The 14,524-nt window shown below is 41.0% G+C and carries 14 protein-coding genes; 4 read left to right on the forward strand and 10 right to left on the reverse strand.

The genetic code is table 11. The features are described from left to right. Positions 1–226: 226 nt before the first annotated feature. The 5 genes from J0M37_12190 to J0M37_12210 form a co-directional block, all read right to left on the reverse strand. Entirely contained in the window at positions 227–2,032 is a 1,806-nt protein-coding gene (locus J0M37_12190; protein ID MBN8585844.1) for a S8 family serine peptidase, read from the reverse strand. Positions 2,033–2,246: 214 nt separating this feature from the next. Beyond that, a complete protein-coding gene (gene lipA, locus J0M37_12195) occupies positions 2,247–3,161 on the reverse strand; it encodes a lipoyl synthase (GenBank protein ID MBN8585845.1) in 915 nt (304 codons plus the stop codon). A 216-nt stretch (positions 3,162–3,377) separates the two neighbouring features. Next, positions 3,378–3,821, reverse strand: coding sequence for a DUF4870 domain-containing protein (locus tag J0M37_12200; GenBank protein ID MBN8585846.1), 444 nt, complete (start codon positions 3,819–3,821; stop codon positions 3,378–3,380). After that, positions 3,805–4,275 carry a DUF4870 domain-containing protein gene (locus J0M37_12205; GenBank protein ID MBN8585847.1) on the reverse strand — a complete coding sequence of 157 codons (471 nt, stop codon included), beginning with the start codon at positions 4,273–4,275 and terminating at the stop codon, positions 3,805–3,807. The genes J0M37_12200 and J0M37_12205 overlap by 17 nt, the downstream gene beginning before the upstream one ends. Before the next feature lie 66 nt (positions 4,276–4,341). Next, positions 4,342–5,730, reverse strand: coding sequence for a 2-oxo acid dehydrogenase subunit E2 (locus tag J0M37_12210; protein MBN8585848.1), 1,389 nt, complete (start codon positions 5,728–5,730; stop codon positions 4,342–4,344). A gap of 358 nt (positions 5,731–6,088) precedes the next feature. Here J0M37_12210 and J0M37_12215 point away from each other — a divergent pair, with 358 nt between their 5' ends. Together J0M37_12215 and J0M37_12220 are read left to right on the forward strand one after the other, a co-directional pair. Beyond that, positions 6,089–6,670 (forward strand): hypothetical protein, encoded by a 582-nt coding sequence (locus J0M37_12215; GenBank protein MBN8585849.1) that lies wholly within the window; start codon positions 6,089–6,091, stop codon positions 6,668–6,670. Between the two features lie 5 nt (positions 6,671–6,675). After that, positions 6,676–7,677: an MBL fold metallo-hydrolase gene (locus tag J0M37_12220; protein ID MBN8585850.1), complete on the forward strand. Its 1,002-nt coding sequence runs from the start codon at positions 6,676–6,678 to the stop codon at positions 7,675–7,677. Positions 7,678–7,813: 136 nt separating this feature from the next. Here J0M37_12220 and J0M37_12225 read toward each other — a convergent pair whose 3' ends face one another. The 3 genes from J0M37_12225 to J0M37_12235 all read right to left on the reverse strand — a co-directional run bounded on the left by J0M37_12225 (position 7,814) and on the right by J0M37_12235 (position 11,371). After that, on the reverse strand, positions 7,814–9,616 hold the full coding sequence (locus J0M37_12225) for a DEAD/DEAH box helicase (protein MBN8585851.1): 1,803 nt from the start codon (positions 9,614–9,616) through the stop codon (positions 7,814–7,816). A gap of 655 nt (positions 9,617–10,271) precedes the next feature. Further along, positions 10,272–10,994, reverse strand: coding sequence for an HAD family hydrolase (locus tag J0M37_12230; protein MBN8585852.1), 723 nt, complete (start codon positions 10,992–10,994; stop codon positions 10,272–10,274). A 23-nt stretch (positions 10,995–11,017) separates the two neighbouring features. Then, positions 11,018–11,371, reverse strand: coding sequence for a hypothetical protein (locus J0M37_12235; GenBank protein ID MBN8585853.1), 354 nt, complete (start codon positions 11,369–11,371; stop codon positions 11,018–11,020). 156 nt (positions 11,372–11,527) lie between these two features. Here J0M37_12235 and J0M37_12240 point away from each other — a divergent pair, with 156 nt between their 5' ends. Both J0M37_12240 and J0M37_12245 read left to right on the forward strand, forming a co-directional pair. Next, positions 11,528–12,250 (forward strand): TerC family protein, encoded by a 723-nt coding sequence (locus J0M37_12240; protein ID MBN8585854.1) that lies wholly within the window; start codon positions 11,528–11,530, stop codon positions 12,248–12,250. Positions 12,251–12,278: 28 nt separating this feature from the next. After that, positions 12,279–13,217 (forward strand): amidinotransferase, encoded by a 939-nt coding sequence (locus J0M37_12245; GenBank protein ID MBN8585855.1) that lies wholly within the window; start codon positions 12,279–12,281, stop codon positions 13,215–13,217. Between the two features lie 5 nt (positions 13,218–13,222). Here J0M37_12245 and J0M37_12250 read toward each other — a convergent pair whose 3' ends face one another. Both J0M37_12250 and J0M37_12255 read right to left on the reverse strand, forming a co-directional pair. Beyond that, positions 13,223–13,759, reverse strand: coding sequence for a hypothetical protein (locus tag J0M37_12250; protein MBN8585856.1), 537 nt, complete (start codon positions 13,757–13,759; stop codon positions 13,223–13,225). Positions 13,760–13,764: 5 nt separating this feature from the next. Continuing rightward, the gene (locus tag J0M37_12255; protein ID MBN8585857.1) at positions 13,765–14,274 is read right to left on the reverse strand and encodes a hypothetical protein; all 510 of its coding nucleotides are present in this window, start codon (positions 14,272–14,274) and stop codon (positions 13,765–13,767) included. Positions 14,275–14,524 lie beyond the last annotated feature (250 nt).

The raw sequence follows: 14,524 nt of genomic DNA on the forward strand, positions 1-14,524 counted from the left end.
ATGTTGGTGTTTTCACCAACATCTGACTTGCCATCAGGCTTCTCTGTTTATAACCTCACCCCCTGCCCCTCTCCTAAAAGGAGAGGGGGGAGATGAAATAACAATTTTCGTTCTATCTCTGTCGCCCTAAGCGCTGTGCCTGCCTTTGGCGTGGGAGTCGGAGGGCAAAAACCACTAAATAACAGAATCTTTGCCCTATCTATGAGATCCTTCACTTCGTTCAGGATCAGAAAATCACAAGTTTCTTCGTTTCCTGGTCAAAGTAAAAGAACCGTGCGGGTGCCATGTATGGCGCGGTGCGTGATTCCTTATCATCCGATGCCTTAAAATAGAACTTAATATTATCCGTTCTAACATCAAACGGAACTGTTGCAGTATATTTGCCTGAATTATTTTCACCTGCTTTTTCTGTAAGGACCATCTGCACCTCTTTAAACTCGCCGCCATTTGCTGAATAGAACATTTTAACTGATTCAGAAACAATTGTATTTTTTGAAAGCACATAGACTGAAATACTCTGTGATTCCCCGTTATCTGTCACCTCGGGTTTATTGCTTATTATCATTCCGTGATATAAAGCAGCATCGTATGCGTTTATGAGTCCCCACCCGTAAACATTGCCGGGGTTATCCTTTTTATTAGCAGTCATCTTCAGCGCTTCAAGCACCTGCTGCGGGGTAAGCTCAGGATGCACCGAAAGTATCAGAGCGCAAACTCCCGCTGTTAACGGACCCGAAAACGAGGTACCGCTTGTATATGAATAGCCCGCAGTATCATATGTAAATGAATATGAAGCAGCAGCGTAAACATCAACGCCCATTGCAACCACATCGGGTTTTATCCTGCCATCAGCTGTTGGACCGTTTGAGCTGAAATAAGCTATCCTGCCTGCGCTGTCAACAGCGCCTACGGCAATTACGTTCTCGCCGTCCGGCGGTGAAACAATGCTTGGCGGTGTGGTCTGGCTTTCATTACCCATTGAGTTCACTACAACTACTCCAAGCTTAGCTGCAAGCTCCGCAGCCCTTACAATAACGGTAGTTTTACCGTTCATATCCTTGTATGTGTACTGGTTATTGGGCAGATCGAACGGTTTATAAATTAGTGAGCTTGATACCACTTCTGCGCCCTGTGATTCCATCCATTCCAAAGCTTCAAGCCAGTAATCTTCTTCAACCGGTGTTTCACTTGCGCCTGCTTCTGTTTTGCTTAAATAGAATTCCACATCAAAAGCCGGACCTATAAGCTGCCCCGGGAAATATCCGCCCAATGTTGACATTGTTGCAGTACCATGTCCGTCCTGGTCATAGCTGTCACCGGGCATCTGGTTTGGCTGCGTTTGGTACTGAACTGAATCATCCTTGAATATCCAGTCATATTCATCCTTAACGTTCCTTGTCATTAATGCTTCATGCTGTCTCCAGTTAAAGCCGTCATCACACATACCAACGGTTACTCCGTAACCGGTTACACCGTAGTTATGCAGCTTCGGTACATTTATCTGCTCGTTCTGCCAGTATGAATAACCGTAATCATACTTTGTCTTTGCCTGGTAATACCTGTTCTGCTCATTAATTATTTTAGTTCCGGGTGTAATTTTAACAAACTCAAGGTAACCAACACCTTCTATTTTTTCTACAAAAGGAAGCTTTTTAATTTCATCAAGCTTTTCTTTTTTGGCTTTTATGCTTACAGCATTGAACCATTTTGATACTGCATGCGGTGTTAAGCCAAGCTTAACAACGCCATCGATATATTCCTGCTTAACCGGTATATCGTTATAATTAACCAGCATCTCAGGTGCCAGCACTTTTGACCTGCGCCACAGAGCTTTTTCTGTTAATCCGCTTTTAGCTGAATTATAGCCTTCGCTTCCTGGTGTTAATACATCACCGGGCTTGTACTCCCCTTTATCCTTAAAATATATCCAGTAACGGTATTCAGTTGTTTCGGGATTAAGCTTCTGTGCAAAAAATTCACCTGTTAACTGAAAAGAAAATACCAGTAATAAAACTATTTGAAATTTACGCAATAAAAAATGCTCCTGTATAATTTAACTTACTTGTGGCGTCAGGTGTTTACCTGACGCAAAAAACATTTGTTCTAAACTTTTTCAGCCTGTTCTTCGCAGGCTTCTAGGTTAAAAACCCTAAATCACATAAATCTTGTCGCACTGAGCGCTGTGCCCGCCTTCGGCGTGGTAGTCGAAGTGCACTAACCTAAAACCGTATAGCCGACACATAAAACTAAACCGACTGTTCATCAGCATGGTAAGAGCTTCTTACCAGCGGACCTGACTCAACATGCCTGAAGCCCATTTCAATTCCTTTGAGCTTATACTCCTTAAATATATCAGGATGTACATAACGCTGAACGGGCAGATGGCTTTTTGTGGGTCTGAGATACTGCCCTATTGTAACAATATCACAATTTACTGCTTTCAGATCATTCATCAGTTCATATACCTCTTCATCAGTTTCACCGAGTCCGACCATAAAACCGCTTTTTGTAATTAAACCTTTTTCCTTGCCTATCTTCAGCAGTTCAAGTGTCCTTTCATATACAGCCTGCGGCCTTACAAAATGGTACATTCTCGGAACAGTTTCGATATTATGATTTAAAATATCTGGCCTTGCATCAATAACAAGCTGAAGCGCTTCCCAGTTGCCTCTAAAATCCGGAATAAGCACTTCCACTTTGCAATCCGGTGAAAGCTCACGGATCTGGTTTATAGTCATCGCGAAAATATCAGCGCCGCCCATTTTCTGGTCGTCCCTGTCAACAGATGTTATAACAGCATGTTTTAAGCCAAGCTCTTTAACTGACTCAGCCACGCGGCGCGGCTCATCGTAATCCAGCGCATCGGGCTTGCCAAGCTTAACTGAGCAGAACCCGCATGAACGCGTGCAAACCTCGCCAAGTATCATGAATGTTGCCGTTTTTCGGTGCCAGCACTCCGCCATGTTTGGACAGCGTGCGTCTTCGCAAACTGTATTGAGCTTCTTTTTACCAACAAGCTCCTTCAGGTATGTAAAATTCTCACCTGTTGGAAGCTTAACTTTCAGCCAGTCAGGCCTGCGGTTATTTTCTATTTCCGGATTTTCAATAGCATGCTTCTTCTGGTGGGTGTTTATATATTTTATTTGTACTAATTCAGCCATATTATTTTTCTGTTACACATAATCCTATGCTTAAAGAATAGCTTGTGTACTTATTCACTTTTTTGTTTTTTGTCACCCTGAACTTGCTTCAGGGTCTGCTTGCATACTATGTAATATTTCTCGCATCCCAAATCACATATTATGTTAATATCCCGCTTAAGCGGGACTTGCAAAAAACGCAAGGATGCTGAAACGAGTTCAGCATAACAAGAATTTTTATACACCGTAAACCTTTTTATAAACAATATTTCCAACAATGGGATATTTCTTCATGCCGCCTTTATATGAAGATATTGCGTTTATGATTGCGATTGCAACACTGCCGAAAACAAATCCCATAACAATTACGCCAAGCGCCAATATCACAATTATCTGCAAAGCGCCAACATGCGAAGGCCCGCTCTGCCCCGGGACTATGAGTCCCGCTGCTATACCAATTACTGCGACAAATATCACTATGAATACCAATATAACCGTATAGGCTATATGGAAGAATAAAGCCTGCAATGAATGAAAAGTAACAAACTTTGATTTATCCTTATTAATAGCCCAGAATATCAATGGTATCCAAATACTGCCAAAGAACATTGAAAGATGCGCGAACATTGCAAGCATCCTGTCATTCTGAGGTATATCCTCAAATTCAGTTTGCGGGTCCATACACCTTTGCGTAAACTTTATTGCCGATGATCGGATATTTCACTAACCTGCCCTGGTAAGATTTTATACCCATGTAAATGGAATAACCAATTGCCCCGAAAATGATAGCGAACAATGTCGCATAAAAACCAATCATAGCGATAATAAAAAATACAGGCATTTCCTGCCTGCCTGTTGTGCTTGTGAATGCACCAACTCCAAGTCCGCCAATAACAGCAATTATTATGAAGGCAAAAACCCAGATTATAATTATTGCAATGTAGGCAATGTGGAACCACAACGCCTGAAGAGCGTGGAATGTAACGAACTTCGATTTATCCCTGTTGGTAGCCCAGAAAATTATCGGTAAAACTATACCCCCTAAAAATAAGGAAAGATGAGAAAAAAGCGCCAGCATTTTCTCATCTCCCTGTAAATTATTTGGATCAGGGGGCGTTCCGAATGAATTTGTCATATAGTATTATATTTATTTTATTCACACCAAAGCCCTCAAGGCGATCCGAAACGTATTTAAAACATTTTAGACTGTGTAGTTCTCGAGGTATTCAACTACCTTCATAATGAACTTACCGCCTAAAGCGCCATCTATCAGCCTGTGATCGAATGAGAGCGTTAAATACATCATCGGCTTTATTACAATTGCATCGCCTTCAGATGTTTCTACTACAACAGGACGCTTTTTAATAGCGCCTGTTCCTAATATCGCAACCTGCGGCTGGTTGATGATCGGGGTTCCGATAATATTGCCAAACACGCCGTAGTTTGTAATTGTGAATGTGCCGTCCTGGATCTCATCAAGAGTTAACTTTTTAACCCTTGCGCGTTTTGCAAGGTCAGTCATCTCTCTTGCAATGCCTGTCAGGTTCTTTGAATCAGCATTTTTTATCACGGGAACGATAAGTCCGCCGTTATCCATCGCGACAGCTATTCCTAAATTAATGAAACTCTTAACAAGGATATTTGTTCCGTCGATCGAAGCGTTAACAAGGGGGAAATCCTTTAAAGCCTTAACAACAGCTTCGCAGATAAACGGCATATAGCTTAATTTAAAGCCTTCACGTTTCTGGAAATCATCGCCCATAGCTTTTCTTGCCCTGTCAACCGCGCTCATATCACACTCAGCAATTGCCGCTACGTGAGGTGAGGTGTGAATGCTCATTACCATATGTTCAGCCATTTTTGACTGCAGAGTATCCATCGGCACAACATCAACTCCGGGCATATTATACAGGTTGGTCAGGTCAACTGATTTATGTATCTCCGGAGCTTTATATTCAGCCTGTTTCTTTTCAACTGTAACAGCTTTTGCTGTTGAAGGAGTTGTTGTTCCGCCCTGTGTTGCCTTCGGCGCGCTTACTTTGCCTGATTTCCTGTCTTCAACATATGCTAAGATATCCTGTTTCCTTACCCTGCCGCCAACACCTGTACCGGTGATACCGGAGAGCTCATCCATCGATACGCCTTCTTTTGATGCAATGTTAAGCACAAGCGGTGAGTAGAAACCTGAGCCTGAACCTGATTTGGTTTCGGCCTTTGTTTCTGCTGCCGGTGCCTTTGGAGTTTCTTTTACCTGCTCCGGAGCCTTTTCAACTGCCTTAGGCTCTTCCTTAACTTCTGCCTGAGGCGCATCGGCTTTGGTTACACCTGATTTTACATTGGCATTAGCCGCGTCTGTTTCAATTCTTGCAACAACATCGCCAACGTTAGCTGTATCGCCTTCTGCGAAAAGCACTTCTACAAGTATTCCGCCTTCTGCTGAAGGTACTTCTGTATCCACTTTATCGGTTGATATTTCAAACAAAGTCTCATCCCGGTCAACTTTATCGCCCGGCTGCTTAAACCATTTAAGAATTCTGCCATCCATTATTGATTCGCCCATTTTGGGCATTACAATATCAACTACTGCCATTATAAATCTCCGTGATTATTTAAATTTTTTAACGAATTTAACAAAAATAGCGAAAATTAAAAGAAGTTGCAATTCAATGATTTATATCGTTTACTCATCAAAATATCAGAATAGAAAAACATAAGGAGTAGCCACGAATTTCACTAATGTCACGAATTTCGTAGGAACAAATACAAAACATAATATTTGAGATTTTTTACCTAAGTATTGAATTTGAAAAAAAATGTATTCTTTTCATTTAAATATCATTTGTGAAATTAGTGAAATTCGTGGCTATTTCTTCTTAAAAATAGAAACTTTTTACTCTTCATTCCTATTAGACTTATTAAATCTATCCACTAAAAGAGCAGATTTCAATTTGAAAAAATCATTAATACTTATAATTTTCGCTGTAGTTACACTAAACTCCAAAGTTTTCGCGCAGGATAGCACTGACTACCGGAAAATGTACACTTCCTGGGCAATGATGCAGATAATCCCCTCACCCGTGATATTCCAGGATTCAGACGGCGAAAATTCCAAAGTTCAGTTCGGGCTCAGGTGGCAGCTCATACCCGTTAACATTTCATTCCGCTCTAACAAATACACAACACCAGTTCAATTCTTCAAGATCAACCCTGTACGCAGATTCACAGGCTCAATGGATATTTTCGTCCAGCCTGAATGGACCTTAACGGGCTTTAAGTATTCGGGGTTATCAAGATTCGGAATAAGCGCCGGCAGCAGAATTATCATGCCCATAAAGGGCGATGGAGAGAAAATTTCATTTTCGCTTGGCGGAAAATATACCCACAGAAATGATAATCTTACCGGCAATAACGGATACTGGTCTGCCGAAGGCGGTATATACTTTTTGTTCGGTTTTGTTGGACTGCAGTTCAGCTACAACTTTGATGAACGAAGCCGGTATAACATCGGCTTTTATTTAAAATACTTTTAGTCTATATGATGAAATGTTCAGCTATTTTTTTATTTATATTATTTACCGTAACTATCATAGGATGCTGGCCTGTAAAAGTCGGTATGAAAAGTATAGGTGAATCTATCTTTGGTGAACCGGAGAAGGTTAAAAACAAGATCAAAGACCCTGTTAAAGAAAACGTCAGGCTCTCAGCTTTATGGGTAGGTCACTCAACAGTGCTTGTACAGATTGAAGATAAAGTAATACTGGTTGACCCCGTTTTTGAAGATGTGATTTCAGGCGTTGTTCTGCGTAAAGTTGAAGCGGGACTGAATATTAAGGATATTCCCAAGCTCGATATTGTTGCCGTATCACATGCGCATATGGATCATATGAGCCTTGGCAGCCTTAAGGACCTGGATGCCCGCTTTCCCAAAGCGAAGCTTATTATCCCCGCCGGCTCCGAAGAATACCTGCCTTCGTATGATATGGAAATGATACGCCTCAGAACGGCGAACTCAAAAGAACTTGGTTATGTAGGTGAATCACGCGAAATTGACGGCGTAAAAATTACCGCTGTTTTCGCGCAGCACCAGGGCGGCAGGTACGGAATGGACAGCTACACATGGAAAGTGCCCGGCTGCACAGGTTACATAATTGAATATAAGGGCATCACTGTCTTCTACGGCGGTGATACTACATATGATGAGTTTGCGTATAAATTCCTTGGCACAAAATATAAAATTGATCTGGCTCTGATTCCCGTTGGACCCTGCCGCGACTGCGAAACCGATGGCAGCTATTATCACTTAGCTTCTCTTGGCGCGCTGAAGGTATTTGATGAGCTGAGGGCTGATTATATGATACCTGTACACTATGGCGCACTTGAATATTTCGATGACCCAAATATTCCCGTATACGTGCTAAAGGATCTTGCCGAAAGATACGGCTCAAACTCCGCAACCGGCCTGGCTATATCAAAGCCGTATTCAGAAGGGCTGAAGATACTCAACGAAGGCGAGCAGTATATATTTCAGTATAAATGATATTCAGTACATAATATCACTAATGATCTATCGAACAATGGGCTGCAGCCCTTTGTTCATTACGAGTGGTGATTCAATAACAATAAAAGCCGTCTCAAGAGACGGCTTTTAGTTTAATAAAATATTTTAAACAGATTTATTCTCTGTCTTTTGCGAAATCAATTGCTACTTTATTGCCCTTAATGGTGTTGTTATGCATTGATTCAACAACAGTATCAGCCACTTTTTTATCAACTTCTACAAATGAAAATTTATCGTACATATCGATAGTTCCTATCTGGCTGCCTGAAATCCCGGATTCACCCGCAATTGCGCCGAGAATATCACCTGCGCCGATCCTGGATTTTTTTCCGACATTCATAAAGAGCCTTACCATATTGCCGCCTGATTTTTTAAAATCACCTTTGCGTTTATCTTTTCCAAATGAACGGTCGCGGTCTTTTCCGTAGGATTTATCCTTACCGTAAGATTTTTCATTTCCGTATGACCTTTCATTTCCATATGACTTTTCATTTCCGTATGATCTCTCGCGCCTGTCGCCGCGGTCACGGTCTCTGCCTCTTTTTTTATCGCCTTTTCTGTCCCTTCTTCCATCAGATGTGCTGTCATATTCACGTATCTCAGGCAGATCTTTCTTTTCGGCTTCATTGCCTTTAATTAGTATCTTTATAAGGCCGCCTGCAATTTCGTACGATGTGAAATCCTCAGCAACAAGCTTATCTATGTAATGATCGTATTTTTTAAGGTCTGAACCATCGCCGATTGCTTTTTTAATTTCATCAAGGAATGTTGATGTACGCAGCTCAGCAACATCTTCGCTGCTTGGGGGATTCATACGCATTATCTTTGACTTTGTATATCTTTCAATATCCTTAATTTTGTGGAATTCCTTGCCGACCACAAAAGTATGCGCCTGCCCTGTTCTGCCTGCGCGCGCAGTTCTGCCTATCCTGTGCACATAATACTCTTCATCCTGCGGCATATCGTAATTGAACACTGCGTCTATATCATCAACATCAATTCCGCGCGCGGCAACATCTGTTGCCACAAGCAGGTCAAGCTTTCCTGAACGGAATTTATCCATTACCCTGTCACGCTGGCTCTGCTTTAAGTCGCCGTGCAGCGCTTCGCCGGAATATCCTCTTGCCTTTAAATGCGCAACAAGTGTATCCACAGTGCGCTTTGTGTTGCAGAACACAAGCGAAAGCGTTGGGTTTGATACATCAATAAGCCTGGTCAATACTTCAAGCTTCATATTTGGCTTAATTTCATAATAGAACTGCTGGATATTCGGCACAGTAAGCTCTTTATGAACAACTTTAACATGTTCCGGATTCTTAAGATACTTTCTTGTAAGGTCAAGTATCGGCTTCGGCATAGTTGCTGAAAAGAAAATTGTCTGCCTTTCTTTCGGGACCTGTTTTAAGATCGATTCAATATCATCACGGAATCCCATATTAAGCATTTCATCGGCTTCATCAAGCACAACTGTATTTACATTATCAAATTTTATAGTTTTGCGCTCAAGGTGATCCATAAGCCTGCCGGGAGTTGCAATTATTATCTGCACCCCTTTTCTCAGTGTCATTAACTGGCGCTCTATTGACTGGCCGCCGTAAACAGGCAGAACCTTGATGCCTTTTTTATATTTAAGCAGGTCGCTGAATCCTTCAGCTACCTGTATAGCAAGCTCACGGGTTGGGCAAAGTACTATTGCCTGCGTAAGCTTTGAAGTTGGGTCAATTTTTTCTATTACAGGTATGCCGAACGCGGCAGTTTTTCCTGTTCCGGTCTGCGCCTGGCCGATTAGATCCCTGCCTTCAAGCAGATAAGGTATTGCCTGTGACTGTATAGGCGTAGCTTCTTCAAAGCCAAGATCAGCTACGGCTTTTGTGACCTCTTTGGAGAGGTTTAAATCTTCGAATTTTAATGTTTCCAATTTAAAATAATTAGTTTGATCCCTTCGTTTTCAGGGGTCTGAATTGTCTCGTTAATATTACGACTGATAAATAGGTGTTTAACTAGAGGAATATCTCACGGATTGCCGCACGCGCGGCACGATTTATATTACAAATATACGCAAAATTTATGAGAGATGCAGATGAATAACTTTTCACCACTAAGGCACTAAGAACACTAAGATTATATTTCCGCTATTAGTATTGTCTGACTTGCTGCTAAGTTGGGATATCATTACTAACCCGCTGTTGGTCTTGAGACCAACAGCAGAAATGAATATCCTGCCATTGTTTTTGAAAACTTCACCATCAAAGGTATATCATCAACATTAAAAATTTCGTGAAATTTGTGTAATTCGTGGTTAAAACTTTTTCAGAAGTTAACTTAATTCAGTTGTTGGTCACAAGACCAACAAAGGGGTAATCTTTATACATCTATGATCTTTGAATTTTTTCAATCTCTAAGTAAAACTTGTCATACCCGCGAAAGCTGGTATCCAGACGAAAATCTTTATACATCTAAGATCTTTGAAACACGTATTTCTTGAATTGCAAAATATTTGAATTCACAATTCAACCCTAAATCAAAATTCAACCACTAGATTCCCGCCTGCGCGGGAATGACAAGAACGTGTTCTATTTTATAAACCCCGGAGTGCTGAAAAGTGACTGAATGTATTCGGGATTCTTAAGCGTACGCACTTCAAGTGCAATATTGGTGTTTGGACATTCTGCTTTGAAATGATTAAGCCATATACATTTCATTCCTGCATTATAAGCGCCCATTATATCATGCTCCCATGAATCCCCTATCATCACCGTTTCTTCGGGTCTTGCCGCAAGCTTTGTTAATGTCAGGTTGAATATCTGCACATCAGGCTTAGGCACTCTTGCTTCTTCTGATGTTATCATCAGGTCAATATACTTCCTCAAACCAAGGTGATCGAGTTTTTCTTCCTGCTCGCTGATAAGGTTATTGGTGATAATACCAATTTTAAAATTCTTCTTTAACAGCTTTAAGATCTCTTCCGCTCCTTCAGTTCTTCTTCTGTTCTTTAAATATGCATTCCTGTAAATTTCCGCAGCGTTCTCGGCGGTATTAAAATCTATTTCAATTCCGCGGTTAAGGAACAGGAACTTGAACCTTTCAGCGCGAGCTTCATCAATTGTCATTTTACCGAAAAGCACATGAGAAAAATGAATCTGCTCAAGTATTTCTGAATGCTCCAGCTCAAGCTGCTCAAGCGTCATTTCATGGAAACATGTATAACGCTTCCAAACCGCTCTAAGCCCTTCGCGGCTTGAATGCCTGTGATCGAAGAGCGTATCATCAAAATCAAATATTACATTCTTAATCATTTGGCTTTAACTTTTTTAAAATTTCATTTTCCCCTGTCATTTATATCAAGGTGGAATTTATGGAGGAACCTGTGAAGTATGGGCGTTAAAAAAATTGCCATTGCAGAAAGAAACGCTACGCCGCTGAAAAGCGAATAACATCCGGCGAATATCTTAGCAGGCGTGGTCTTAAGCATATCCACGGGACCCATACCGCCAAGTATCATTGAGGCGTTCAAAAATGAATCCACCCAACTGAGTCCCGCAAAATAATGATAACCAACTATACCGATTGAAAGAGATAACCCGAAAATACCGGTACTTATCAGTGTAAATTTTAGCAGGCGGACTCTGAAAACCTTGCCGGTTGCAAGCCTTGTTTTGGAGTGTTCGAACATTTCCCGAATTAGTTAAACAAATTTAATGAACAAATATCCTAAAAGAAACAGAACCGGCGTTAGAAGTAAAATTTTTATGATTTATTTAAATTCAGCTTTTAAGTAATTTGCAGTATTATAAATATAAAAATTAAGCTTAAGGCCGGAAAATAATATATGGAAATAGCTATTGCGCTTTTAACACTCATAGCGCTTGAAATTGTATTAGGGATCGATAATATTATCTTTATTTCAATTCTTGCAGGCAAGCTGCCGCCTGAAAAACAGAAAAAAGCAAGGTTAGCAGGCCTGGCAGCAGCAATGATAATGAGAGTGCTTCTGCTTTTTTCGCTTTCACTTATAATGAAGCTCACTGCTCCCCTTTTTACTTTAATAGGCAATGAAATTTCTGGCCGTGATATCATACTTATAGTAGGCGGATTATTTTTGCTTGCAAAAAGCACGTTTGAAATTCACGAAAAGCTCGAAGGCGATGACCACGCTGATGGCTCCGGCAAAAAAGCAGCTTCATTTGCGGGTATAATCATTCAGATTATGATACTCGATATCGTATTCTCGCTTGATTCCGTAATAACAGCGATCGGTATGACAGATATGCTCTGGGTAATGATAACTGCCGTAATAGTATCAGTCATATTTATGATGTTCACATCCGGTGCAGTCAGTGATTTCGTTCACAAGCATCCGACAGTAAAAATACTGGCATTAAGCTTCCTGCTGCTAATCGGTATCACGCTTATTGCTGAAGGATTTGACCAGCATATTTCCAAAGGCTACATATATTTCGCAATGGCTTTCAGCGTATTTGTTGAAATGATCAATATTAAGATCAGGACCAAACGCTCAAAACCGGTGGTTTTAAAAGAAAAGAATTTATAACAGCAAAACCTGTAATTAGGTAATTTTTATGGCACAACAAACAACAAGCTGCATACTGATGGTTTCACCGGATTCATTTGGCTATAACTTCCAGACTGCAGGCTCAAATTCATTCCAGAACAAGCCTGAGTTTGATCCCGATACCCTGAGGAAAAAAGCCTTGGAAGAGTTTAAGGGTATGACAAACAAGCTCTCGGGTGTTGGAGTTGATATCCTGGTTTTAAGCAATGATACTGAATATGATGTACCTGATGCGGTTTTCCCTAATAACTGGTTCGCAACTTATGAAGATGGTACCGTTATGCTTTTCCCAATGCTCAGCGAGAACCGCCGCCTTGAAAGAAGCAAAGATACCATTACAGAAGTTATGGAGTCATCCGGGTTCAGCATAAAAAGATTTATTGATTACAGTGAATATGAAAGGCAGGGACTCATACTCGAAGGCACGGGCTCACTTGTCCTTGACAGGAAAAATAACGCTGTGTACGCAATTGAATCTGAGCGGACAAACAGCGTACTGTTTGAAAGGTACTGCGATGAAATGAAAATCCCTTCCGGCAACCGTATTTTCTTTCATGCAAACGATGAAAGCGGTAACCCTATCTATCACACAAATGTAATTATGAGCGTTGGAGATGGCTTCGCGGTTATTTGCAGTGAGTGCATTGAGCCGGGCGAAAGAAGTGAAGTGCTTACAAAACTGAGGTATTCAGGCCTTGAAGTAATAGATATAACTTACAGCCAGCTTAAGAATTTCTGCGGAAATATTCTGAACGTAAAAAATGTGCAGGGTGAATCACTAATAGTACTTTCGGCAAGCGCAATGTGGAATTTTGAAGACCACCAGGCTGCGGCTCTGCAAAAATACGGCAGGCTGGTTGAAGTAAACATTAATACTATTGAATCAGTCGGCGGCGGCAGCGCCCGCTGCATGATGGCTGAGATATTTCTCCCTAAAGCAGGTTAGGTTAGTTAAGGTACTTTAAATAAATAAGCTCTTTGGTAATTTGTTACTGTATATGATCTCACTTCACCCTGTACCAGTTGACTTTCAGAAGTTGAAACAGGATTAACCGAACTAACCGTTACTTCAAAAACAATCTTGTCTTCCAGTAAAGTGTATTGGGTCTCAATCAGTGAGCCTCCAATATCAAACCGGCTTATAAAGGCGTTTCCAAGCAGATTTGCTTCCAGCAAAATTCCGTCCTTTTCATCTATTACATATCTTCCTTTAGACTGATCAATTGTTCTTAATAAATATTTCCTGTCATCATTCGCGGAATCCTTATAAATAATTCTCCAGTTATACACATTTGCGGAATCAGTTTTACTGATGTGTAATTCCATGTGGATCGTGTTTACCTTTTCTATTCCCGGCTGCCCGAAAATAAACAACTCACCACTCCATTTGCCAAGCCATAAAGCATCGACCTGTGCGAACAGATGAATGTTTATGAGGATCAATCCTGCAATTATTATTTTTGCCTTTTTAATTTTGCCTCTTGCCATTCACACTACTTCTGCGGTTCCATCCCGAAGGCAACCCATTCTTCTTTGCTAGGTCCGTAAAATCCCGGGACTTTAAGTCCCGCCTGGCGCATTAATACTGTCATCTGTCCCCTGTGGTGTGCCTGGTGAGCTATCAATATACTTAGAGTCGTGCCTCTTTTCCATTTCTCGCCGTACATATCGTCTTCAATATCAAGTGTTCCGTCATTCCAATGGTCTTTTATTTTCTCAACCAGCGATTCCGAGGCGTGTTTATAACACTCCTTCAGATCTTGCGCCTTGTTCATATTCCAGTGTCCTGATTCATGGTCAGGTGTAAAAACTTTCAGTCCGGTTCTGCCCATCATCTCACCAACTGATTCTGTGATATGCCAGCCTATAAAACCAAGCGACCTTCCATCGGGTGTAACTTTCTGCTCAAGTGAGCTGTCCGTAAGCTCATTAAATACTTTTGCTGTAGATGAGCTTTCATAAGCCCAGTCATCCAGGAATTCTTCAAGTGATGTATATTTCATTTTTTATTTGTTTAATTGTATTACAAATTTAGAGAAACAATCATAAATATAAAAGGGGCTGCAACAAAAGTTATTTTGCGAGGAGCGAAGCGACGAAGCAATCTCATAAATGGACAAAAATTTCAGGACAACTTTAGGTAAACAATCAAAAATATAAAAGGGGGAGGTAACAAAAGTTATTTTGCGAGGAGCGAAGCGACGAAGCAATCTCATAAATAGACAAATTCTCCAGGACAACTTTAGGTAAACA

The organism is Ignavibacteria bacterium, assembly GCA_017303675.1.
In the GTDB taxonomy this organism is placed as follows: domain Bacteria; phylum Bacteroidota; class Ignavibacteria; order Tepidaquicellales; family OLB5; genus OLB5.